Origin of the sequence: Amycolatopsis sp. WQ 127309, from assembly GCF_023023025.1 — a bacterium.
Classification (GTDB): domain Bacteria; phylum Actinomycetota; class Actinomycetes; order Mycobacteriales; family Pseudonocardiaceae; genus Amycolatopsis.
Genome location: NZ_CP095481.1, coordinates 8,386,898 through 8,412,941, shown reverse-complemented (window position 1 = coordinate 8,412,941; position 26,044 = coordinate 8,386,898). Strand labels below are relative to the sequence as shown.

General features: G+C 75.5%; 1 protein-coding gene (only partly in view). It reads left to right on the top strand.

Translation table 11 applies throughout. The features are described 5' to 3' along the window. Window positions 1-82: 82 nt before the first annotated feature. Window positions 83-26,044, top strand: partial view of a type I polyketide synthase gene (locus MUY22_RS37040; RefSeq protein WP_247051832.1) — the 5' portion only. It continues 17,664 nt past the right edge of the window; only the first 25,962 of its 43,626 coding nucleotides appear in the window; its start codon is at window positions 83-85; the stop codon falls past the right edge of the window.

The window sequence follows — 26,044 nt, the reverse complement described above, 5'->3', positions numbered from 1 at the left end:
GCCGATCCTTTACCTCGACCTCTGCGATGAGCAGGCGTGCAGGTGAGCAACGGGAGACGCATTGAGCCGGGCTGGTGGCACCGTGTCCGAAACCCTCTCCGGGGATCCCCAGCCGATCGCGGTGGTGGGCCTCGCCTGCCGGCTCCCCGGCGCCGGAAGTCCCGCCCGGTTCTGGGACCTGCTGCGCGACGGTGTCGACGCCGTCGGCGAGGTACCCGCCGGCCGGCACTACCCCGACGGGCCCGGGCTGCCACGCCGGGGCGGCTACCTGCCCGACGTCGACCGGTTCGACGCACGGCTGTTTTCGGTGTCCCCGCGGGAAGCGCGCGAGATGGACCCGCAGCAGCGGCTGATCCTCGAACTCGGCTGGGAGGCCCTCGAAGACGCGCGGGTCGCGCCCGACGCCTTGCGCGGGCACGAGATCGGCGTCTACATCGGCGTCACGTCGGACGACTACTCGATCCTGCACCACCGCGCCGGCGGGCCCGTCGGGCACTACGCGATGACCGGCGCGAACCGCGCCATCATCGCCAACCGCGTCTCGCACCGGTTCGGGTTCACCGGCCCGAGCATGGCCGTCGACACCGGACAGTCGTCGGCGCTCGTCGCCGTCCACCTCGCCTGCGCCGCGATCCGGGCCGGTGACTGCGAATCCGCGCTGGTCGGTGGCGTGCAGCTGAACCTGGCCGCCGAAAGCACCCAGGCCGTCGCCGCGCTCGGCGCGCTGTCGCCGGACGGGCGCTGCTTCGTCTTCGACGACCGCGCCAACGGCATCGTCCGCGGCGAAGGCGGCGGAGTCGTCGTGCTCAAGCCCCTGGCCGCCGCGCGGCGCGACGGCGACCACGTCTACTGCGTCGTCCGCGGCAGCGCCGTCAACAACGACGGCCCGACCGACGGACTCACCACACCCGGTCGCGAAACCCAGGAACGCGTGCTGGCCGCGGCCTGCCGCCGCGCCGGAGTGGCGCCCGCGGCCGTCCAGTACGTGGAGCTGCACGGCACCGGCACCCGCGTCGGCGACCCGATCGAAGCCGGCGCGCTCGCCGCGGTCCACGGCGCCGGCCGGACCGAGCCGCTGTGGATCGGTTCCGCGAAGACGAACGTCGGCCACCTCGAAGGCGCCGCCGGCATGGTCGGCTTGCTCAAGACCGCACTCGCGGTCGACCGGCACGTCCTGCCCGCCAGCCTCAACTTCGCCCGCCCCAACCCGGAAATCCCCTTTGCCGAGGCGAACCTGCGGGTCGTCCGGGAGACGATGCCGTGGCCCGCGGACCGCGACGCCGTCCTCGCCGGCGTCTCGTCGTTCGGCGTCGGCGGCACCAACGCCCACATCGTCCTCGCTGCCGGCGAAGCACCCGCCACCGAGCCTGCCGCCGATGTGGCCGGGCCCGTGCTGTGGCCCTTGTCCGGACATTCCGAGCCCGCGCTGCGCGACCAGGCGGCCCGGCTGGCCGACCACCTCGACGCCCACCCGGGCGCGTCCGTCGCCGACGTCGGGTTCTCGCTGGCCACGACGCGGGCTTCGCTGGGCGTCCGGGCCGCGGTCGTCGGCACCGGCACGGCCGAGCTGACCGACGCCCTGCGCGCGGTCGCCGAAGACCGCCCGACGACGGCGTGCGTGCGTGCCGTGGCCGAACCGGGCCGGGCGGCCCGCGGGCGGACCGTGTTCGTCTTCCCCGGCCAGGGCACGCAGTGGGCCGGGATGGCGGTGGAACTGCTCGGCACCGCGCCCGCGTTCGCCGAGTCGCTGGCCGACTGCGACCGTCTGCTGACGCCGCTGACGGGCTTCTCCGCGCTCGCCGTGCTGCGGGACGAGCCGGGCGCGCCGTCGATGGCCGACTCGGCCGTCAACCAGCCGGTGATGTGGGCCGTCATGGTCTCGCTCGCGGCGTTGTGGCGCGCGCACGGCGTCGAGCCGGACGCGGTCGTCGGGCACTCGCAGGGCGAGCTGGCGGCGGCCTGCGTGGCCGGCGCGATGTCCCTGGACGAGGCCGCCCGGATCGTGGCGGCCCGCGGCCGCGTCGCGTCGGAGGTGATGCGCGGCGTCGGCGGCATGGTGTCGGTGGCGCTGCCCGTCGACGTCGTGCGCGAACGGATCGAGCGCTGGGCGGGCCGGCTGTCGATCGGCGCGGTCAACGGGCCCGCATCGGTCATCGTGTCCGGCGAGACCGAGGCGCTCGACGAGCTGATGGCGGCCTGGGACGGCGAAGACATCCGGCTGCGGCGGCTGAAGGTCGACTACGCCTCGCATTCGCCGCTGGTCGAACGCATCGAGACCCCGCTGGTCGCCGCGCTCGGCGAGCTGCACCCGCGCAGTTCGCCGCTGCGCTTCTACTCCACCGTGACCGGCGGCCCGCTCGACACCGCCGGGCTGGACACGTCCTACTGGTACCGCAACTCGCGGGCGACGGTCGACTTCTTCGGCGCCGTCACGGCGTTGTGCCAGGACGGCTTCACGGAGTTCGTCGAGGTCAGCCCGCACCCGGCGCTGCTCGGGAACGTCCGCGACATCGCGCAGGCGGCCGGCGTCCCGCTGGTCTCGGTCGGCACGCTGCGTCGCGACCAAGGCGGCCTGACGCGCTTCGCGACGTCGATGGCGGAGCTGTACGCCGCGGGCGGGCACCTCGACTGGGCGGCCGTGTACCCGGGCGCCACCCGGATCGCGCTGCCGACGTACGCGTTCCAGCGCGAGCGCTACTGGATCGACGACACCCCGCGCGTCGCCGCGACGGCCGCCGAACCCGAAGAGTTCGACGCGTTCGACGAGCCTGCCGAGCCGCAGCAGGACCTCCGCGCGCTGGTGCGGCGGGAGTGCGCCGCCGTGCTCGGGATGTCCGATGTGGACAGTCTGGAACCGGCGGCCACCTTCAAGGAACTGGGGTTCGACTCCGCCACGCTCGTCGAGTTCGCCGGCCGGCTCAGCGCCGCGAGCGGCCGCGCCCTGACCAGCAGCGTCCTGTTCGACCACCCGACACCGGCCCGGCTCGGCGCGTTCCTCCAGCCCGACGTCGAAGCCGCCGCCGTCGAACCCGAGACCCAGCCCCGTGACGACGACGATCCGATCGTCATCGTGGGCATCGGCTGCCGCTACCCGGGCGGCATCGACTCGCCCGAATCCTTCTGGACCCTGCTGCGCGACGGCGTGGACGCGGTATCGGCCATGCCGGCCGATCGCGGCTGGAGCGCCGACGTCCTGGCCACCGGCCGCGGCGGCGGGTTCCTGCACGACGCCGGCGACTTCGACGCCGCGTTCTTCCGCATCTCGCCGCGCGAGGCCCTCGCCATGGACCCGCAGCAGCGGCTGCTGCTCGAGACGTCGTGGGAGGCCTTGGAGCGCGCCGGCATCGACCCGACGACGCTGCGGGACAGCCCGACCGGCGTCTTCCTCGGCGGCATGGCGCAGGACTACGGCACCCGGCTGCACGAAAGCTCCGGCGACACCGGCGGGTACGGCCTGACCGGGACGTCGCTGAGCGTGCTGTCCGGGCGTGTCTCCTACGTCCTGGGCACGCGCGGACCGGCGATCAGCGTCGACACCGCCTGCTCGTCTTCACTGGTCGCGCTGCACCTCGCCGTCCGCGCGCTGCGGGCGGGGGAGTGCTCGCTCGCCTTGGCCGGCGGCGCCACCGTGATGGCCTCACCCGGCGTCTTCGTCGAGTTCGCCAAGCAGGGCGGCCTGTCCGCGGACGGGCGCTGCCGCTCGTTCGCCGACGACGCCGCCGGCACCGGCTGGGCCGAAGGCGCCGGGGTGCTGGTGCTGCAGCGGCTGTCCGACGCGCGCCGCGACGGCCGTGACGTCCTGGCCGTGGTCCGCGGTTCGGCGGTCAACCAGGACGGCGCGTCCAACGGCCTCACCGCGCCCAGCGGCGCCTCCCAGCAGCAGGTGATCGGGCAGGCCCTGGCCGACGCCGGAGTGCCCGCGGACGAGGTCGACGCCGTCGAGGCGCACGGCACCGGCACCACGCTCGGCGACCCGATCGAGGCCCACGCGCTGCTGGCCACCTACGGCCGCGACCGGGAAACCCCGCTGTGGCTGGGTTCCCTCAAGTCCAACATCGGGCACACCCAGGCCGCGGCGGGCGTCGCCGGCGTGATCAAGATGGTGCTTGCCCTGCGGCACCGGCTGCTGCCCAAGACCCTCCACGCCGGGACGGCGTCGTCCAAAGTGGACTGGACGGCCGGCGCCGTCCGGCTGCTGAGCGAACCGGCCGGCTGGCCCGACGCCGGCCGGCCGAGCCGTGCCGGCGTCTCGTCGTTCGGCATCAGCGGCACGAACGCCCACGTCATCCTCGAACAGGCACCGGCCGTCGAGCCGCCCGCCGAGGACACCGAACCATCCGGCGTGCTGCCCCTGGTCGTGTCGGCACGCTCGGAAGCCGGTCTGGCCGCCCAGGCCGGTCGGCTGGCCACGCTCCTCGAGGACGCGCCCGCACTCGGCGCCGTCGCGGACGCCCTGCTCGGCACCCGGGCGCGGTGGGAGCACCGGGCCGTGGTCGTCGCCGACGGGCACGCGGACGCGATCGACGGCCTGCGCGGCGTCTCGGCCGGCGAGCCGACGTCGTTCGCCGTCACCGGCGCCGCCGATCCGGCGGGCCCGGGCAAACTCGCGTGGGTGTTCCCGGGCCAGGGCGCGCAGTGGGCCGGGATGGGCGCGCGGCTGTGGGACACCGAGCCGGTGTTCGCCGCGCGGATGGCCGAGTGCGAGGCGGCGCTGGCACCGCATGTGGACTGGTCGCTGACCGACGTCGTCTGCCAGGTGCCGGGCGCGCCGTCGCTGGCCCGGGTGGACGTGGTGCAGCCGGTGTCGTTCGCCGTGATGGTGTCGCTGGCCGCGCTGTGGCGGGCTTGCGGGATCCGGCCGGACGCCGTGGTGGGGCACTCCCAGGGCGAGATCGCCGCCGCCTGCGTCGCGGGCGCGCTGTCGCTGGCCGACGCCGCGCGCACGGTCGCGTTGCGCAGCCAGGTCATCGCCGCCCGCTTGGCCGGTCGCGGCGGCATGCTGTCGGTCGCGGTGAGCGCCGAGGACGCGGCCCGCGACCTGCCCGGCGGCGTCGAGATCGCCGTCGTCAACTCGCCGTCCGCGGTGGTGCTGGCCGGCGAACCGGCCGCGCTGGACCGGGCCGAGGCCGGGTACCGCGAGCGCGGGGTGCGCGTGCGCCGCATCGACGTCGACTACGCCTCGCACACGTCCCAGGTCGACGCCGTGGAAGCCGAACTCGCCACACTGCTGGCCGACGTCGGCGCGACCGCGCCGGAGATCGCCTGGTACTCCACAGTGGACGGTTTGTGGGCCGACGGCCCGGTCGAATCCGGCTACTGGTTCCGCAACCTGCGTGGCCGCGTCGGGTTCGCCGACGCCGTCGACGCGCTGGCGGGCAACGGTTTCCGGGTGTTCCTCGAAGTCTCGTCGCACCCGGTGCTGACGTCGAGCATCCAGGAGGGCTTGGAGCGGGCCGGGGTGACCGGCGCGCTGGTCGGCGGCACGCTGCGCCGTGACCAGGGCGACCGCGAGCGGTTCCTGCGCTCGGCCGCCGAACTGCACGTCCGCGGCGTGCCCGTCGACTGGCGCCCGTTCCTGCCCGGCACCGGCCGGGCCGCGCTGCCGACAACGGCGTTCCAGCGCACGCGTTTCTGGGCGCCCGCCTCGACCGGCACCGACCCGGAAAGCCTCGGCCAGACCGTCGTCGCGCACCCGCTGCTGGGCGCGGCGATCGACGCGCCGGACACTGGAGGCGTCGTGCTGACCGGCCGGCTGTCGCCGGCCGCCCAGCCGTGGCTCGCCGACCACGCGGTGGCGGGGACCGTGCTGGTGCCCGGCGCGGCCCTGGCCGAGCTGGCGATCCAGGCCGGCGAGTGGACCCGGTGCCCGGTGCTGGCCGAGCTGATCGTCGAGGCGCCGCTGCCGCTGACGTCCGTGGTGCGCGTCCAGGTCGTGGTCGGCGCCGCCGACGACACGGGCCGCCGCGAGGTGGCCATCCACTCCCGCCCGGACGAGCCGGGCCGTGAATGGACCCGCCACGCCACCGGCGTCCTGACCCCCGAACCGGCGACGGTTCCCGCACCGGTCGAATGGCCACCCGTCGGAGCCGAAAACCTTGCTGTGGAAGGTTTCTACGACGACCTGGCCGCCCGCGGCTACGACTACGGCCCGGCGTTCCGCGGCCTGACCGCCGCGTGGCGCCGTGGCGACGAGTACTTCGCCGAGGTGACGCTGCCGGAGCCGGCCGACCCGGCCGGGTTCGCGATCCACCCGGCGCTGCTCGACGCCGCGCTGCACACCACCCTGCTGGCCGCGGGCCCGGCGCCCGAGGGCGAGATCGCCCTGCCGTTCGCGTGGCATGACGTCGTCGCACACGCCACCGCCGCGGGTTCGGCACGAGTCCACGTCACACCGGCCGACGGCGGCCACGCCGTGGAGCTGACGGACACGACGGGCGAACCGCTGCTCTCGGTGGGTGCGCTGATCACCCGGCCGGTCCCGCTGGCCCAGATCGGCGCGGCCCCTGCTGGCGCCGACCCGGTCTTCGCCGTGGACTGGCCCACCCTCCCGGCGGGCACCGCCGAACCGCTGCCCGCCGACGCCGTGCAGATCATCACCAGCGGCGTCGCCGCCCCGTGGCTCGTCTTCCCGGTCGAGCCGGCCGACGCGCGTGTGGCGGTCAACGCCGTTCTCACGGTGCTGCAACGCTTCCTCGCCGAACCGGAGACGCCGGACACGCGCCTGGCCATCGTCACCCGTGGTGGAGTCACCACCGGGCTCGCCGACGCCGCGCCCGACCCGGCGGCCGCCGCCGTCTGGGGCCTGGTCCGCAGCGCCCAGCGCGAGAACCCCGGCCGGATCGTGCTCGCCGACCTCGAAACCGCCACCACGGACGTGCTCGCGGCCGTCCTGCCGGTCGTCACGGCGGCCGGGGAGCCGCAGTTCGCCCTACGCGACGGCGAAATCCGCGTCCCCCGGCTCGCTCGGCCCGGCCCCGCCGACCTGACGCCGCCCGCCGGTGACGTGCCTTGGGTGCTCGACACCACCGGTACCGGCACCTTCGACGGCCTGGCCCTGCTGCCCTGCCCGGAACTGGCGGAACCCCTGTCCGCCGGCCAAGTGCGGGTCGGGATGCGTGCGGCCGGCCTGAACTTCCGGGATGTCCTCGCCGGGCTCGGCATGCGCCGCGGCGCGGCGGAGATGGGTGGCGAAGGCGCCGGTGTCGTTCTCGAAACTGGCCCCGGGGTCACCGATCTCGCTGTTGGCGACCGGGTGCTCGGGCTGTTCACCCGCGGCTTCGGCCCGATCGCCGTCGCCGATGCCCGCCGGCTGGCGCGCGTGCCCGCCGGGTGGACGTTCGAGCAGGCCGCGTCGATGCCGGTCGTGTTCCTCACCGCCCTCTACGGTCTGCAGGACCTCGCCGGCCTGCGGGCGGGGGAGAAGGTCCTGGTGCACGCGGCCGCGGGCGGCGTCGGGATGGCCGCCGTGCAGGTGGCCCGCCTGCTGGGCGCCGAGGTGTTCGCCACCGCGAGCCCCGGCAAGCACGGCCTGCTGCGGGACATGGGCCTCGACGACGACCACCTCGCCAGCTCCCGCACCCTCGAGTTCGAAGAGCGCTTCCTCGCGGTCACCGGCGGCACCGGCGTGGACGTCGTGCTGGACTCCCTGGCCGGTGAGTTCGTCGACGCCTCGCTGCGGCTGCTGCCGCGCGGCGGCCGGTTCCTGGAGATGGGCAAGAACGACATCCGCGACGCCGGGCAGGTCGCGGGCGAGCACCCCGGGGTCGCCTACCAGGCCTACGACCTGATCCAGCTCGGCTCGCCGCGGGTCGCGGAACTGCTCGGCGACCTGCTGGAGCGGTTCGGCTCCGGGGCGCTGCGGCTGATCCCGCTGACCGCGTGGGACATCCGGCGCGCGCCCGAGGTCTTCCGGCACATGGCCCAGGGCCACCACACCGGCAAGAACGTCCTGACGATCCCGCGGCCAGTCGACGCCGGCGGGACCGTGCTCGTCACCGGCGGTACCGGCACCCTCGGCGGGCTGGTGGCCCGCCACTTCGTCCGCGAGCACGGCGTCCGCAGCGTGCTGCTGGCCTCCCGCCGCGGCCCGGCCGCCGACGGCGCCGCGCAGCTGTGCGCGGACCTGCGCGACCTCGGCGCCCGCGTCGAGGTCGTCGCGTGTGACACCGCCGAGCGCGACGACGTCCGGGCGCTGCTGGCCGCGGTCCCGGCCGACGCGCCGCTCACCGCCGTCGTGCACGCGGCCGGCGTCCTCGACGACGGTGTCGTCGCCACGCTCGACGCGGACCGGGTGGACGCGGTGTTCCGGCCCAAGGCCGACGCCGCCGCGCACCTCGACGAGCTGACCCGCGACCTGGACCTGAGCGCCTTCGTGCTGTTCTCGTCGGTCGCCGGCGTGCTCGGCACGGCCGGGCAGGCCAACTACGCCGCCGCCAACGGGTTCCTCGACGGCCTCGCCGCTCGCCGCCGAGCCGCCGGCCACGCGGCGGTGTCGGTCGCCTGGGGCCTGTGGGCCGACGCGAGCGGGATGACCGGCCACCTCGCCGACGCCGACCGGACCCGGCTGGCCCGCACCGGCATCGGCGCGCTCGGCACCGCCGACGGCCTGGCCGCCCTCGACGTCGCTCTCGGTTCGGCCCGTCCCGCGCTGGTCGCGGTGACGCCCGACCTCGGCGTCCTGCGCGAGCAGGCCCGCACCGGCACGCTGCCGGCGCTGCTGCGCGACCTGGTGGGCCGCGTCCGCCGCGCCGCGCGCACCCCGGACGACAGCGGCGGCGGGACCCTCACCGCCCGGCTCGCAAACCTGGCCGGCCCCGCCCGGCGAACCGCGGTGATCGACCTCGTCCGCACCGAAGCCGGCGTGATCCTCGGCGGAGGTGGCGCGATCGCGCCGACCCGGGCGTTCCGGGACGTCGGGTTCGACTCGCTGACCGCCGTCGAGCTGCGCAACCGGCTGGCCGCCCGCGCCGGCGTCACCCTCGCGACCACCGCCGTCTTCGACCACCCCAGCCCGGTCGAACTGGCGGATCACCTGCTGGAGAAGCTGTTCGGCACGGTCGAAGCAACCGCCGCGCCCGCCATTTCCGTGGCCCCCGCCGACGACCCGGTCGTGATCGTCGGGATCGGCGTCCGGCTGCCCGGCGGCGTGGCCGGGCCGGACGACCTGTGGGACCTGCTGCGCCGCGGCGGCGACGCGATGACGCCGTTCCCGGCCGACCGCGGCTGGCCCGAAGGGCTCTACGACCCGGATCCCGACGTGCCGGGCAAGTCCTACGCCCGCCACGGCGGGTTCCTGCCCGACGCGGCGATGTTCGACGCCGGGTTCTTCGGCATCTCCGCCCGCGAGGCCCTGGCGATGGACCCGCAGCAGCGGCTGCTGCTGGAAACCTCTTGGGAGGCCCTGGAACGGGCGGGCATCGACCCGGTGTCGCTGCGCGGCAGCCGGACCGGCGTCTTCGTCGGCGCGCTCGCCCAGGGCTACGGCACCGGCGCGGCCGCTTCGGGCGGCGAAGGTTACGTCCTGACCGGGACGTCGTCGAGCGTGCTGTCCGGCCGGGTCTCCTACGTGCTCGGCGCGCGCGGCCCGGCGGTCACCGTCGACACGGCGTGTTCGTCGTCGCTGGTGGCGATCCACCTCGCCGCGCAGTCGCTGCGGTCCGGCGAATGCGGGCTGGCGCTGGCCGGCGGCGTCACGGTGCTGACGACGCCGATGCCGTTCGTCGAGTTCTCGCGTCAGCGCGGGCTGGCGCCCGACGGCCGTTGCAAGTCTTTCGCGGACGACGCGGACGGCACCGGCTGGGCCGAAGGCGTCGGCGTGCTGGTGCTCCAGCGGCTGTCCGACGCCCGGCGCGAAGGCCGTGAGGTGCTCGCGGTGGTCCGCGGGACGGCGGTCAACTCCGACGGCGCGTCCAACGGCCTGACCGCACCCAACGGACCCGCCCAGCAGGCGGTCATCCGTGACGCGCTCGCCGCGGCCGGTCTGACCGCTTCGGACGTCGACGCCGTCGAGGCCCACGGCACCGGCACCACCCTCGGCGACCCGATCGAGGCACAGGCGGTGCTGGCGACGTACGGCCAGGACCGGGAAACGCCGCTGTGGCTGGGTTCCCTCAAGTCCAACATCGGCCACGCCCAGGCCGCCGCGGGGGTCGCGGGCGTGATCAAGATGGTGCTCTCGATGCGCCACGGCGTCCTGCCGAAGACGCTGCACGCCGACGCACCGACGTCCAAAGTGGACTGGTCGGCCGGTGCGGTGCGCCTGCTGGCCGAGGAGGCGGCGTGGCCGGACACCGGACGGCCGCGGCGCGCGGGTGTCTCGTCGTTCGGGATCAGCGGGACCAACGCGCACGTCGTGCTCGAACAGGGCCTGCCTCTTGAGTCCGAAGTGGACACGACGGTGCCGGACCTGCTGCCGGTCGTGGTGTCCGCCCGATCGGCGGCCGGGCTCGAAGCGCAGGCCGGCCGGCTCGCGGACTTCCTGGCCGGCGACGCCGATCTCACCGCGGCCGCCGGTGCGCTCGCGGCCAAGACAGCGTGGGAACACCGCGCGGTCGTGGTGGCCGGAGGCCGCGACGACGTCGTGACCGGGCTGCGTGACCTGGCCGTCCGCGGGGTCGCCGACCCGGCCGGGCGCGGGGTCGGCGTGCTGTTCACCGGCCAGGGCGCGCACCGGCCCGGCATGGGCCGAGGCCTCTACGAGCGGTTCCCGGCCTACGCGACGGCGTTCGACCACGCCTGCGCCGAACTGGACACCCACCTGGCCGGCCCGGTACCGCTGCGCGAGGCCGTCTTCGACGGGCCGCTCGACGAGGCCGCGTTCGCGCAGGCCGGGCTGTTCGCCGTCGAAGTGGCGATGTTCCGGCTGGTCGAGTCGTGGGGCGTGCGGCCGGTCGCGGTCGCGGGCCACTCGCTGGGCGAGCTGGCCGCCGCGCACGTCGCCGGGGTGCTTTCGCTGCCCGACGCGGCGAAACTGGTCGCCGCCCGCGGCCGCCTGATGGGCGCGCTGCCCGCCGGCGGCGCGATGGTCGCCATCGCCGCGCCCGAAACCGACGTCGTCGCCGAGCTGGTCGACGGCGTCTCGATCGCCGCCGTCAACGGCCCCGAGGCGGTCGTCGTCTCCGGCGACGCCACCGCCGTGCATGCGGTGGCCGGCGTGTTCGCCGAGCGCGGCGTGCGGACCAAGACCCTCGACGTCAGCCACGCGTTCCACTCGCCGCTGATGGAGCCGGTGCTCGACGACCTGCGCGCGGTCGCGCGGACCCTGACCCACCGGCCGGCGGCGCTCACCGTGGTGTCGTCGGTGACCGGTGCGGCCGGCGAGCCGCTGACCGCGGACTACTGGGCCGAGCAGGTGCGCCGCCCGGTGCGGTTCGCCGACGCCGTCCGCGCCATGCCGGACGTCTCGGTGCTGCTGGAACTGGGCCCCGACGGCGTGCTGAGCGCGCTGGCCAACGCCCTCGACGACGTCGCGCCCGCCGTGTCGCTGGCCCGCCGGGACCGGCCGGAGGCCGAGACCGCGCTGGCCGCGCTCGCCGAGGTGTTCGTGCGCGGCAACGACGTCGACTGGACGTCGCTCGCGCCCGCCCGGCGGCCGCTTCCGTTGCCCACCACGGCGTTCCAGCGCCGCCGGTACTGGCTCGACGCGGCACCGGCCGGCGATGCCGCCGGGTTCGGCCTGGACGCGGCCCGGCACCCGGTGCTCGGCGTCGTCGTCGAAGACCCGGCCTCGGGCGGCGTCACGCTGACCGGGCGGGCGTCGCACGCGGCCCAGCCGTGGCTGGCCGAGCACCGCATCGACGGCGTGGCCGTCGTCCCCGGCGCGGCCTTGGTCGAGTGGGCCGTCCGGGCGGGCGACCACGTCGGCTGCCCGGTGCTGGACGAACTCGTCGTCGAAGCACCGCTGCCGGTCCCCGAGACCGCCGCGGTGCGGGTCCAGGTCGTCGTCGGCGCGGCCGCGGCGGACGGGCGCCGCGACGTCGCCGTCCACGCCCGGCCCGACCACGGCGGCTCGTGGACCCGGCACGCGTCCGGCTACCTGGCCCCCGCGGTGGCCGTCCCGACGGTTTCCGGCGAAGCCTGGCCGCCCGCCGGTGCCGAACCGGTGGCCCTCGACAACCTCTACGACGTCCTCGCCGAGCGCGGCTACGGCTACGGCCCGGTGTTCCGCGGGCTGACGGCGGCCTGGCGCGACGGCGCGGCGCTGTTCGGCGAGGTCGTGCTCCCGGAACCGGCCGATGTCGCGGGTTTTGTGCTCCACCCGGCCCTGCTCGACGCCGCCCTGCACCTGACCGGCCTCGACACCCCGGCGACCGACGACGACGGCATCGCCCTGCCGTTCGCGTGGAGCCGGGTCGCCGTGCACGCCGGTGGCGCCCGCGAGCTGCGCGTCCGGCTCACCCCGGCCGACGACGGCGCGGTCTCGCTCGACCTCACCGACCTGTCGGGAGCGCCGGTCGCGTCGGTGGGCGGGCTGATCAGCCGTCCCGTCGCTCGCGCCACCCTGTCCGGCGCGGCCGAGGTCGTCCACGGCGTCGAGTGGCGCCCGCTGCCCGCCGGAACCTCTTCGAAAACCGTTGCGGTACAAGCAATCTCGGGCCTGGATGACCTGACGCACCTGGCGGCGAACCCGCCGCGGTGGCTGGTACTCCCAGTGACGCCAGCCGGTGCCACGGACCCGGATCGGGCCCGCGCCGCGATCGCCGGGGTCTTGGCGGTCGCGCGCCCGCTCCTGACCGAGCCCACTTGGGCGGCGACCACTCTGGTCGTGACCACCCGCAACGCGGTCGCGGACGAGACGATCGACCCCGCCGCGGCGGCCGTGTGGGGCCTGGTGCGCTCGATCGGCACCGAGAATCCCGGCCGCGTCGCACTCGTGGATCTCGGCGCGGCCGATCCCGCTTTGCCGCTCGACGCTATCGAGAGCGGCGAATGGCAGCTGGCCCTGCGCGACGGCGAATTCCGCGTCCCCAGGCTGACCGTGCTGCCCGCCGAACCCGTCGGCGAGTGGCTCGACCCGGCCGGCACGGTGCTGATCACCGGCGGTACCGGCGCCCTCGGCGCGGCGGTCGCTCGGCACGTCGTGACCGTCCACGGCGCGCGCAGCGTGCTGCTCGCCTCCCGGCGCGGCCTCGACGCGCCCGGCGCACGCGAGCTGTGCGACGAACTCCGTGACCTGGGCGCCCGAGCCGACGTGGTGACGGCCGACGTCGCCGACCGGGCTCAGGTGCGGGCGCTGCTCGCGTGCGTCCCCGCCGATGCGCCGCTGACGGCGGTCGTGCACACCGCGGGCGTCCTCGCCGACGGCGTCTCGACCGAACTCGACGTCGTCCGCGTCGACGCCGTGTTCCGGCCCAAGGTCGACGCCGCCGTGCACCTCGACGAGCTGACCCGTGACCTCGGCCTGCGCGCCTTCGTGCTGTTCTCGTCCGTGTCGGGCGTGCTCGGCGGCGCGGGCCAGGCCAACTACGCCGCGGCCAACACCTTCCTCGACGCACTCGCGGACCGCCGTCGCGCGGCCGGGTTCCCGGCCGTCTCCCTCGCCTGGGGCCTGTGGGCGCTCGACGGCATGAACGGCGCCCTCGGCACCGCCGACACCGCCCGGATCCTCGGCTCGGGCCTCGGCCTGATCGACCCCGCCCGTGGCCTGCGCATGCTCGACACCGCCGCGAGCGCTTCACAGGCGTCGGTGGTCACCGCCGTCCTCGACCTCGCACGGACAGGCGCGGTCGTCTCGCCGCTGCTGCGTGACCTGGCTAGCCCGGTCCGACGCACCGTCCAAGCGAGTACCGGCGACCTGGTGGCCCGGCTCGTCGAGCTGGACGCGCCCTCGCGCGTCGACGCGCTCCTGCAACTGGTCCTCACCGAAGCCGGCGGCGCGCTCGGCGACGCCGCGGCCCTCGGGCCGGTCCAGGCGTTCCGCGACGCCGGGTTCGACTCCCTGGCCGCGGTCGACCTGCGCAACCGGCTCACCGCCGCGACCGGCGTGCGGCTGCCGCCGACCGTCGCCTTCAACTTCCCCAACGCCACCGCGCTCGCCGAGCACCTGCACAGCGAGCTGTACGCCGAACTCGAAGCGGTCCCCGAACCGGCACCGGCCGAAGCCGTCATCGAAGACGACCCGGTCGTCATCGTCGGCATGGGGGTCCGGCTGCCCGGCGACGTCGCCGGCCCGGCCGACCTGTGGGACCTGCTGGCCCGCGGCGGCGACGCCATCTCGGAGTTCCCCGCCGACCGCGGCTGGGACGAGGACCTCTACGACCCGGACCCCGACGTGCCGGGCAAGTCCTACACCCGCTCCGGCGGCTTCCTGCACGACGCTGGCCTGTTCGACCCCGAGTTCTTCGGGATCTCGCCGCGCGAGGCCCTCGCCATGGATCCGCAGCAGCGGCTGTTGCTGGAAACCTCCTGGGAGGCGCTGGAACACGCCGGGATCGCGCCCGCTTCGGTGCGCGGCCGCGACGTCGGCGTCTTCACCGGCCTGATGTACCACGACTACGGCACCGGGGCGCGCACCGAAGGCCTGGAAGGGCTGTTCGCGACCGGGTCCACCGGCAGCGTCGCCACCGGCCGGGTGTCCTACGTGCTCGGCCTGCGCGGCCCGGCGGTCACGATCGACACGGCCTGTTCGTCGTCGCTGGTGGCGCTGCACCTGGCGGCGCAGGCCCTGCGGTCGGGCGAGTGCTCGATGGCGCTGGCCGGCGGGGCGACGGTGATGGCGACGCCGTCGACGTTCGTCGAGTTCTCCCGCCAGCGTGGCCTTGCCGCCGACGGGCGCTGCAAGGCCTACGCCGAAGCCGCAGACGGCACCGGCTGGTCCGAGGGCGTCGGCGTCCTCGTGCTGCAGCGACGGTCCGACGCGCTGCGCGAGGGCCGCGAGATCCTGGCCGTGGTCAAGGGGATCGCGGTCAACCAGGACGGCGCGTCCAACGGCCTGACCGCGCCGAACGGCCCGGCCCAGGAAGCGGTGATCCGCCAGGCCCTGTCCCAGGCCGGGCTGGCCGCGTCGGACGTCGACGCCGTCGAAGGCCACGGCACCGGCACGACCCTCGGCGACCCGATCGAGGCGCAGGCCCTGCTGGCGACGTACGGCCAGGACCGCGAAACGCCGCTGTGGCTGGGTTCCCTCAAGTCCAACATCGGCCACGCGCAGGCCGCCGCCGGCGTGGCCGGGGTGGTCAAGATGGTCCTCGCGATGCGTCATGGCGTACTGCCGAAGACACTGCACGCCGACACGGCGTCGTCCAAAGTGGACTGGACGGCGGGCGCCGTCCGGCTGCTGACCGAGCCGACGCCGTGGCCCGAGACCGACCGGCCGCGTCGCGCGGCGGTGTCGTCGTTCGGCGTGTCCGGGACCAACGCGCACGTCATCCTCGAACAAGGTCCGCCGGTAAAGGCGCCTCGCGGCGTCGGACGTCGCCAGGTTCCGCTCGTGATCTCGGCCCGGTCGGCCGAAGCGCTCACCGCCCAGGCCGGCCGGATCGCCACGCTCCTCGACGGTCCCGACGCGCCGGCCGAAGCCGCCGTGGCGGGTGCCCTGATGTCGTCGCGGGTCCTGTGGGAACACCGGGCCGTCGTCCTCGGCCAGGTCCAGACCGGGCTCGGCGACCTCGCCGCCGGCGTGCCGGGACCGGACGTCGTGCGCGGGATCGCCGACGCCGCGGGCAAGGTCGCGCTCGTCTTCCCCGGCCAGGGCGCGCAGTGGCCGGGCATGGGCGCGCGGCTGTGGGACTCCGAGCCGGTGTTCGCGGCGCGGATGGCCGAGTGCGACCGCGCGCTGGCGCCGTACGTGGACTGGTCGCTCGCCGACGTCGTCCGCCAGGCGCCGGACGCGCCGTCGCTCGACCGCGTCGACGTGGTGCAGCCGGTGACGTTCGCCGTGATGGTGTCGCTGGCCGCGCTGTGGCAGTCCACCGGGCTGCGCATCGACGCCGTGGTCGGCCACTCGCAGGGCGAGATCGCCGCGGCGTGCGTCGCGGGCGCGCTGTCGCTGGCCGACGCGGCCCGGATCGTCACCCTGCGCAGCGCGCTGATCGGCGACCGGCTCGCGGGTGATGGCGGGATGCTGGCCGTCGGCACGTCCGGCGCCGAAGCCGCCCGGGACATCGAGGACTGGGGCGGCCGGGTCGAGATCGCCGCGGTGAACTCGCCGTCGGCGGTCGTGCTGGCCGGTGAACCGGCCGCGCTGGCGGCCCTGAAGGAGACTTACGAGAGCCGGGACGTCCGCGCCCGGCTGATCCCGGTGGACTACGCCTCGCACACCGTCCAGGTCGACGGCATCGCCGAAGAACTCCTCGATGTCCTCGCCGACGTCACGGCCACCCGGCCCGCCACGCCCTGGTACTCCACTGTGGACAGTCAGTGGGTGACCGGCCCGGTCGCGGCGGACTACTGGGTCCGCAACCTCCGGCAGCCGGTCCGGTTCGCCGAGGCCGTGACGGCGCTGGGGGAGCAGGGCTTCGGCGTGTTCGTCGAGTCCAGCTCGCACCCGGTGCTCACCGCCGGCGTGCAGGACACCCTCGCGGCGGCCGGCGTCGACGCGGTCACCGGCGGCACGCTGCGGCGCGACCAGGGCGACCGGGCCCGGTTCGTCCGGTCGGTGGCCGAGCTGTTCGTCCGCGGCGTCGCGCTCGACGTGGCCACCATCGTCCCGGCCGGGCCGGCGCTGCCCGGCCTGCCGACCACCGCGTTCCGCCGCGAGCACTACTGGCTGCGGCCCGAGACGGTCAGCGACGCGGCCGGCCTCGGGCAGGGCGCCGTGGACCACCCGCTGCTCGGCGCCGTCGTCGAAACCGCCACCGGCGGCGGAGTTCTGCTGACCGGCCTGCTGTCGCACCGGGCGCAGCCGTGGCTCGCCGGCGAGCCGCTGGTGCCCGCTTCGACGCTGGCCGAGCTGGCGATCCGGGCCGGCGACCAGGTCGGCGCGCCCGCGCTCGACCGGCTGAGCGTTCACGAGCCGCTGCTCCTGCCGCCGGACACGACCGTCCGGATCCAGGTCGCCGTCGGGGAACCGGACGAGTCGGCGCGCCGGTCCGTGAGCGTCCACTCGCGCCCGGACACCGGGAGTCCACAGTGGACCCTGCACGCCAGCGGCGTGCTGAGCGACGACGTCCGCCCGTCGTCGGCCGAACCGGGCCCGTGGCCGCCCGCCGGTGCCGAGCAGGCCGACGCCGGTGACGGCGTGACCGCGCTGTGGACCCGGGGCGACGACGTGTTCGCCGAGGTCAGCCTGCCGAGCGACGCCGGCGGCTTCACCATCCACCCGGCGCTGCTCGAGACGGCGCTGCAGCTCGGCCTCGGTGGCGCGGCCGTCCAGCCCACCGAGTGGACCGGGCTGACCCTGCACGCCGCGGGCGCGACGGCCGTGCGCGTCCGGCTCAGCCCGGCCGCCGGTGGCGGTGTCTCGGCCGAGCTGACCGACGAACTCGGCGCCCCCGTCCTGTCGCTGGCCGCGGTGACCGGCACGTCCGTGCGTCCGGCCGTCGCCCGCGCGGGGAACGAGCTGTACGGCGTCACCTGGACCGCCCTGCCCGAAGCGGGGAGCACCCCGGACGGCTCGGTCCGGACGATCATCGGCGTGGCCGACCTCGACGGCCCGGCCGCGGACTGGCTCGTGCTGCCTGTTCCCGGTGACGACGGCACGCCTGAACCGCAGCGGGTTCGCACGACGGTCGGCAACGTCTTGGCCGTCCTGCAAGCCTTCCTGGACGACCCGGCTCTCGGCGCGTCCCGGCTGGTCGTCACCACCAGGCACGCGGTCGGCGTCGACGAGACCGACCCCGTCGCGGCGGCGGTGTGGGGCCTGGTGCGCTCGGCCCAGGCGGAGCACCCCGGCCGGCTGCTGCTGGCCGACACCGAGGGCGTCCCGGCGTCACTCGGTGACCTCGTCGGCCGCGACGAGTGGCAGGTGGCGTTCCGCGACGGCGGCCGCTGGGTGCCGCGCCTGGTCCCGATCGCCGCCGGGGTGCCGGTACCGGTGCTGGACCCCGCCGGCACCGCCCTGATCACCGGCGGCACGGGCCTGCTCGGCGCACTCGCCGCCCGGCACCTGGTCGCCACCCACGGGCTGCGCAGCGTCGTGCTGGCTTCCCGCCGGGGCCCGGCGGCCGACGGCGCCACCGAACTGAGCGACGAACTGCGGGCGCTGGGCGCCCGCGTCGAGATCGTCGCCTGCGACGTCGCCGACCGCGAGCAGGTCCGCGCGCTGCTGGCGCGGGTGCCCGCGGACGCGCCGCTGACGGCGGTCGTGCACACCGCCGGCGTGCTCGACGACGGCGTCGTCACCGCGCTCGACGCCGACCGGCTCGACGTCGTGTTCCGGCCGAAGGTCGACGCCGCCGTCCACCTCGACGAACTGACCCGCGACCTCGGCCTGACCGCGTTCGTCCTGTTCTCCTCGGCCGCCGGGGTCCTGGGCACCGTGGGCCAGGCCAACTACGCCGCGGCCAACGCCTTCCTCGACGCGCTCGCCGCCCGCCGCCGCGCGGCCGGGCTGGCCGCCGTGTCGCTCGCGTGGGGCCTCTGGGCCCCGGCCGGCGGCATGACCGACCACCTCGGCGACGCCGACCTGGCCCGGGTGAGCCGCACCGGCATCGGTGCCCTGGATACGGACCAGGGCCTGCGCCTGCTCGACAGTGCCCTCTCGGCGTCCCGGCCGCTCGTCGTGCCCGTGGTGCTCGACGTCGCGGCCCTGCGCCGCCGGGCCCGCACCGAAGCGGTGTCGTCGATCCTGCGCGGCATCGTCGGCCGCGTCCGCCGTGACGCCCACACCGGGTCCGCCACCAGTAGCCGGTTCGCCGGACTCGACGCCGCCGCGCGCCGGGCTTCGCTCGTGGAGCTGGTGCGCTCCGAGGCGGCGGCGGTGCTCGGCAGCAGTGCTCCGCAGGCCGCGTCGCGGGCGTTCCGCGACGTCGGCTTCGACTCGCTGACCGCGGTGGACCTGCGCAACCGGCTCGCCGCGGCGACCGGCCTGGTGCTGCCGACGACCGTGGTGTTCGACTACCCGAACCCCGGCGCGCTGGGCGGCTACCTGGACGCCGAGCTGTCCGGCGTGACCCCGGCGGTCACGCCGGTGAAAGCCGCGACGGCCGCCGACGACCCGATCGTGGTCGTCGGCATGGGCGTCCGGCTGCCGGGCGGCGTGACCAGCCCCGAAGACCTGTGGGACCTGCTGAGCCGTGGTGGCGACGCCATTGCGGGCTTCCCGGCCGACCGTGGCTGGGACCTGGACCCGGCCGGGTCGTTCGCGCGGCTCGGCGGCTTCCTCGACGACGCCGGGCTGTTCGACCCGGAGTTCTTCGGGATCTCGCCGCGGGAAGCCGTGGCGATGGACCCGCAGCAGCGGCTGCTGCTGGAGACGTCGTGGGAAGCCCTGGAACGGGCCGGGATCGACCCGGCTTCGGTGCGCGGCCGTGACGTCGGTGTGTTCACCGGCGCGGCCGGGCAGGACTACGGCGCGCGGCTGCACGAGGTGACCGGGCCGGGCGAGGGTTTCGCGCTGACCGGGACGTCACCGAGTGTCCTTTCCGGACGCGTGTCCTACGTGCTCGGCGCGCAGGGACCGTCGCTGACGGTCGACACGGCGTGCTCGTCGTCCCTGGTCGCACTGCACCTGGCGGCGCAGTCGCTGCGCTCCGGTGAGTGCTCGGTGGCGCTCGCCGGTGGCGTGACCGTGATGGCCTCGCCCGGCGTGTTCGTCGAGTTCGCGCGGCAGGGCGGGCTCTCGGCGGACGCGCGGTGCAAGGCGTTCTCCGACACCGCGGACGGCACCGGCTGGGCCGAGGGCATCGGCGTCCTCGTGCTGCAACGCCTGTCCGACGCCCGGCGCGATGGCCGGGAGATCCTGGCCGTGGTCAAGGGCACGGCCGTCAACCAGGACGGCGCATCCAACGGCCTGACCGCGCCGAACGGCCCGGCCCAGCAGGCGGTGATCCGCCAGGCGCTGGCCAACGCGGGCCTGCGGCCGTCCGAAGTGGACGCGGTCGAGGCGCACGGCACCGGCACGGTACTGGGTGACCCGATCGAGGCCCAGGCGTTGATCGCGACCTACGGCCAGGACCGGGACGCGGCCCGGCCGCTGCTGCTGGGTGCGTTGAAGTCGAACATCGGGCACACGCAGGCCGCGGCGGGCGTCGCGGGCGTGATCAAGATGATCCTCGCCCTGCGCCACGGCACTCTGCCGCGGACCCTGCACGTCGACCGGCCGTCGGGCCAGGTGGACTGGTCGGCCGGCACCGTGCGGCTGCTCACCGAGGAGACGGCCTGGCCCGAGGGTGACGGCCCGCGCCGCGCCGGCGTCTCGGCGTTCGGCGTCTCGGGCACGAACGCCCACGTCATCCTCGAACAGGCGCCTCCCGCCGAGTCCACTGTGGACGTCGAGCCGGTGGCCGGGATCGTGCCGCTGGTCGTGTCGGCCCGCAGCGAGCGGGCGCTGGCCGCGCAGGCGGACCGGCTGCTGACCGCCCTCGACACCGATCTCAGCGCCGTCGCCGGGGCGCTGGTCTCGTCCCGCGCGGTGTGGGAGCACCGCGCGGTCGTCGTGGCCACGGACCGCGACCGGGCCCTCGACGGCCTGCGCACCGTCGCGTCCGCCGGGCTGCGCCGCGGTGTCGTGCGCGGCGAGGTCGACCCTGCCGTGGACGGCGTCGGCGTCCTGTTCACCGGCCAGGGCTCGCAGCGGGCCGGGATGGGCCGTGAGCTGTACGAGACGTTCCCGGCGTACGCGGAGGCGTTCGACGCGGCGTGCGCGGAACTCGACCCGATCCTGGGGGTTTCGCTGCGGGAGACCGTGTTCGGGACCGAGCTGGACGGCACGCTGTCCACCCAGGCGGGCCTGTTCGCGGTCGAGGTGGCGATGTTCCGGCTCGTGACGTCGTGGGGTGTGCGGCCGAAGGTGATCGCCGGGCATTCGCTGGGGGAGATCACGGCCGCGCACGTCGCCGGGGTGCTTTCCCTGGCCGACGCGGCGAAGCTGGTCGCGGCGCGCGGCCGGTTGATGGCCGACCTGCCGCCGGGCGGCGCCATGGTCGCGATCGAGGCGTCCGAGTCCGACGTGCTCGCCGCCCTTGACGGCGCGGTCTCGATCGCCGCGGTCAACGGACCGCAAGCCGTGGTCGTCTCCGGTGCCGCCGAGGCGGTGCACGCGGTCGCGGCGGAGTTCGCCGCGCGCGGTTGCCGGACCAAGGCGCTGACGGTCGGTCACGCGTTCCACTCGCCGCTGATGGACCCGGTGCTCGACGAGCTGCGCACGGTCGCCGAGTCCTTGACCTACCACGAATCCACGGTCCCGGTGGTGTCCACCGTGACCGGTGCCGTCGTGACGGACGACTGGCGCTCACCCGAGTACTGGGTCGAGCAGGTGCGCCGTCCGGTGCGCTTCGCCGACGCCGTCACCGCGATGGGACCGCTCTCGGTGCTCCTGGAGCTGGGTCCGGACGGCGTCCTCGCGTCGCTCGCCGACGCGCTCGGCGTGCCTGCGGTGGTGCTGACCCGGCGGGATCGGTCCGAGCCCGAGACGGCCGTCCTCGCGCTGGCCGAGCTGTTCGTGCGCGGCAACGACGTCGACTGGTCCGCGCTCGTGCCGGCCCCGCGTCGCGTGGTGCCGCTGCCGACCACGGCGTTCCAGCACCGTCGCTTCTGGGCCGACCCCCCGGCGGCGCGGATCGTCGATGCCGACGCGCCGTTCTGGCGGGCCGTCGAAGCCGGGAACAGCGCGACCCACGGCGACCCCGCCGCCCTGGAAACCGCCTTCGCCGCGCTGTCGCGGTGGCGGCAGGACCAGCAGGACGAGTCGATCGTGCGTTCCTGGTCCTACCAGGTCGAGTGGGAGCCCGTCAGCCACGGAGTCTCGCCGCTCACGGGCCGCTGGCTGGTGCTGGCCGCCGCGGACACGGCCGTCGACGCGATCACCCTCGACCCGGCCGCGGCCGATCTGGCCGAGCGGATCGCCGCGGCCGGCCCGGTCGACGGCGTGGTGTGCCTGCCGGACACCGTGGCCGACCTGGTGGCCGCGGTACGCGCCCTGGTGACCGCCGGGACGACCGCGCGGCTCTGGTGCGTCACCCGCGGCGCGGTCACCACCGGGGAAACCGACCCCGCCCCGGACCCGCACGCCGCGGCGATCTGGGGCCTCGCGCAGACCGTCGCGCTCGAACACCCCGAGCTGTGGGGCGGCATCGTCGACGCCACCGACCCGGCCGAAGCGGTCGCCGTGCTCACCGGCACCCCGGCCGAGGACCAGCTCGCGATCCGCCCAGCCGGTGTGTTCGCGCGCCGCCTGGTCCCGGCACCCGAAGCGCCGTCCGGCGCGGGCTGGACCCCGCGCGGCACCGTGCTGGTCACCACCGCGGCCGACGGCGTGGCGACGCCGGTCCTCGACCGGCTCGCCGCCGACGGCGCGGAACACCTGGTACTGCTGGACTTCCGTGGCGACGCGGCCACGCCGTCCGCCATGCCGGACGGCGTCCGGGTGACGTTCGCGGCCTGCGCCCCTGACGACCGTGACGCCGTCGCCGCGCTGCTCGCGCAGTACCCGCCGGACGCGGTGGTCCACACCGCCGCCGTCACCGGCGATGTCACCGCCGCCGTCGACCTCACTCCGGCGGACTTCGCGGCCGGCGCGGCCGCCGCGTTGCTCGACGAACTCCGGCCCGACCTCGACGCCTTCGTGCTCTTCTCCTCGGTGGCCGGGGTGTGGGGCTCGGCGGGCCAGGGAGCCGCCGCGGCGAACACCGGCTTCCTCGACGCCCTCGCCCACTCGCGACGCGCCCGCGGCCGGACGGCACTCGCCGTGGCCTGGGGCCCGTGGTCGAGCCCGGACGTCCGGCACGCCGGGCCCGCCGACGAGTGGGCGCGCCGCGGCGTGCTGCCGATGCTGGACGCCGACCTCGCCCTGACGGCGTTGGCGCACGCGCTGCGCCACGACCGCCCGGCGGTGGTCATCGCCTCCGTCGACTGGGCGCGGTTCGTCCCGTTGCTCACCGCCCGGCGGCCCAGCCCGCTCCTGCGGGCGCTCGCCGGCGCGGAAACGCCGGTGGCCGGTTCAGCCGCCGACAACCTGCAGGCCCGGCTGGCCGGACTTGACGCCGACGCCCGGTCGGCGCTGCTGGTGGGTCTGGTGCGCACCGAAGCCGCCGACGTGCTCGGCGCCGGTGAAGGCATCGGCGCGCGGCGCTCGTTCCGTGACACCGGGTTCGACTCGCTCACGGCCGTGGAGCTGCGCGATCGCCTGCAGGCGGTGACCGGGCTCGCGTTGTCCCCGACCGTCGTGTTCGACCACGCCGACCCGGTCGCGCTCGCCGCCCACCTCGAGGCCGAGCTGACCACCGGCCCGGCGCCCGTGACGACGGCTGAAGCCGCCGTCACGGTGACCGACGAGCCCATCGCGATCGTCGGCATCGGCGTCCGGCTGCCCGGCGGGATCACCACCCCGGACGGCCTGTGGGAGCTGCTGCGCACCGGCGGCGACGCGATTTCGGCGTTCCCGGCCGACCGCGGCTGGGACGTCGACGGCCTCTACGACGCCGACCCCGACGCGGTCGGCAAGTCCTACACCCGCTCGGGCGGCTTTCTGCGCGACGCGGCCCTGTTCGACCCCGGCTTCTTCGGCATCTCGCCACGCGAAGCCCTGGCCATGGATCCGCAGCAGCGGCTGCTGCTGGAAACCTCGTGGGAGGCCTTAGAGCGGGCGGGCGTCGATCCGACGTCGCTGCGTGGGCAGGACGTCGGCGTCTTCACCGGCCTCTCGTACCAGAACTACGGGCAGGGCGCGCGTGACGCGGACCTCGACGGCCTGCTCTCGATCGGCGGCACCGGCAGCGTCGCGAGCGGCCGGGTGTCGTACGTCCTCGGCGTCCGCGGCCCGGCGATGACGGTGGACACGGCGTGTTCGTCGTCGCTGGTGGCCATCCACCTCGCGGCGCAGGCCCTGCGCTCGGGCGAATGCGCGACGGCGCTGGCCGGCGGCGCGGCGATCATGGGCACCCCCATGCCGTTCGTGGACTTCTCGCGTCAGCGCGCGCTGTCCGCGGACGGCCGCTGCAAGCCGTTCGCGGCGGCCGCCGACGGCACCGGCTGGGCCGAAGGCGCCGGCGTCGTCGTCCTGCAACGGCTCGCGGACGCCGTCCGCGACAGCCGTGAGATCCTCGCCGTGGTCAAGGGCACCGCCGTCAACCAGGACGGCGCCTCCAACGGGCTGACCGCGCCCAGCGGCCCGGCCCAGCAGGCCGTGATCCGCCAGGCACTCGCCAACGCCGGACTGTCCACTTCGGACGTCGACGCCGTCGAGGCGCACGGCACCGGCACCGCGCTCGGCGACCCGATCGAGGCCCAGGCCCTGCTGGCGACCTACGGCCGTGACCGTGACGTCCCGCTCTGGCTGGGCTCGCTGAAGTCCAACATCGGGCACGCGCAGGCGGCTGCAGGAGTCGCGGGCGTGATCAAGATGATCCTCGCCCTGCGCCACGCCGTGCTGCCGAAGACGCTGAACATCGACGAGCCGTCCGCGAAGGTCGACTGGTCGAGCGGAGCCGTCGCGCTGCTGACCGAAGAGACGTCCTGGCCCGAGCTGGGCCGCCCCCGCCGCGGCGCGGTGTCGTCGTTCGGCGTCAGCGGCACCAATGCGCACATCATCCTGGAGCAGGGCCCCGAGGGCGTGCCGGCCATCGAGGACGAGCCGGGCGTCACGCCGCTTGTGGTGACGGCCCGGACCGAGGCGGGACTCGTGGCGCAGGCCGATCGGCTGGCCGGGTTCCTGGTTGCTGATGGCGACTTCGCCGGTGTGGCCGGGTCGCTGGGCGCGGCACGGGCGCGGTGGGAACACCGGGCCGTCGTCGTGGCCGCGGACGCCGCCGAGGCGGTGGCCGGGTTGCGGGCGCTCACCGGACCCGAGGTCGTTCGTGGCGTCACCAGCGCCGACACCGGTCGCACCGTCCTGGTCTTCCCCGGACAGGGTGCGCAATGGCCCGGCATGGGCGCGGACCTGTGGGCCACCGAACCGGTGTTCGCCGCGCGGATGGCCGAGTGCGAGGCCGCCCTGGCGTCGCATGTGGACTGGTCCCTGTCGAACGTCGTGCGCGGCCGGGACGCCGCGGCGCTCGAGCGGGTCGACGTCGTGCAGCCCGTGTCGTGGGCGGTGATGGTGTCGCTGGCCGCGCTGTGGCGCTCGGCCGGGTTGCGCGTGGACGCCGTCGTCGGGCACTCGCAGGGCGAGATCGCGGCGGCCTGCGTGGCCGGCGCGCTGTCGCTCGCCGACGCCGCGCGCATCGTGGCGCTGCGCAGCAAGGTGATCGGCGAAGAACTCTCCGGCCACGGCGGGATGCTCTCGATCGCGACCGGCGCGGACGACGTCGACCTCACGGCCTGGGACGGCCGGGTCGAGCTGGCCGCGGTGAACTCGCCGTCTGCGGTGGTCCTCGCGGGCGAGCCCGCGGCGCTGGCCGAGGTCCGCGACCGCTACGACGCCCGGGGCCTCCGGACGCGGCTGATCCCGGTGGACTACGCCTCGCACACCGTCCAGGTGGCCGGCGTCGCCGAGCAGCTGACCGCCGTCCTGAGCGGGACCGAACCGGCCGCGCCCGCCATCCCGTGGTACTCCACTGTGGATGGTGCTTGGGTGACCGGCCCGCTCGAACCCGGCTACTGGGTGCGCAACCTGCGCCAGCCGGTGCGCTTCGCCGAGGCGATCGCGGCGCTGGGGGAGCAGGGCTTCGGTGTGTTCGTCGAGTCCAGCTCGCACCCGGTGCTGACCGCCGCCGTGCAGGACACGCTGGCCGGCACCGACGTCGTCGTGGCCGGGACGCTGCGGCGCGACCAGGGCGACCGCGCGCGGTTCGTCCGGTCGCTGGCCGAGGTGTTCGTCCGGGGCGTCGACCTGACCTGGGCCGGGTTCCTGCCGGCCCGCCGCGCGTCTTCGGCGATGCCGACGACGGCGTTCCAGCACCGGCACTTCTGGCTGCGGTCCGAGGCGGCCACCGGCGACGCGGCCGGTGCCGGCCTGGTCGACGCCGGCCACCCGCTGCTCGGCGCCGTCGTCGACACCCCGGACACCGGC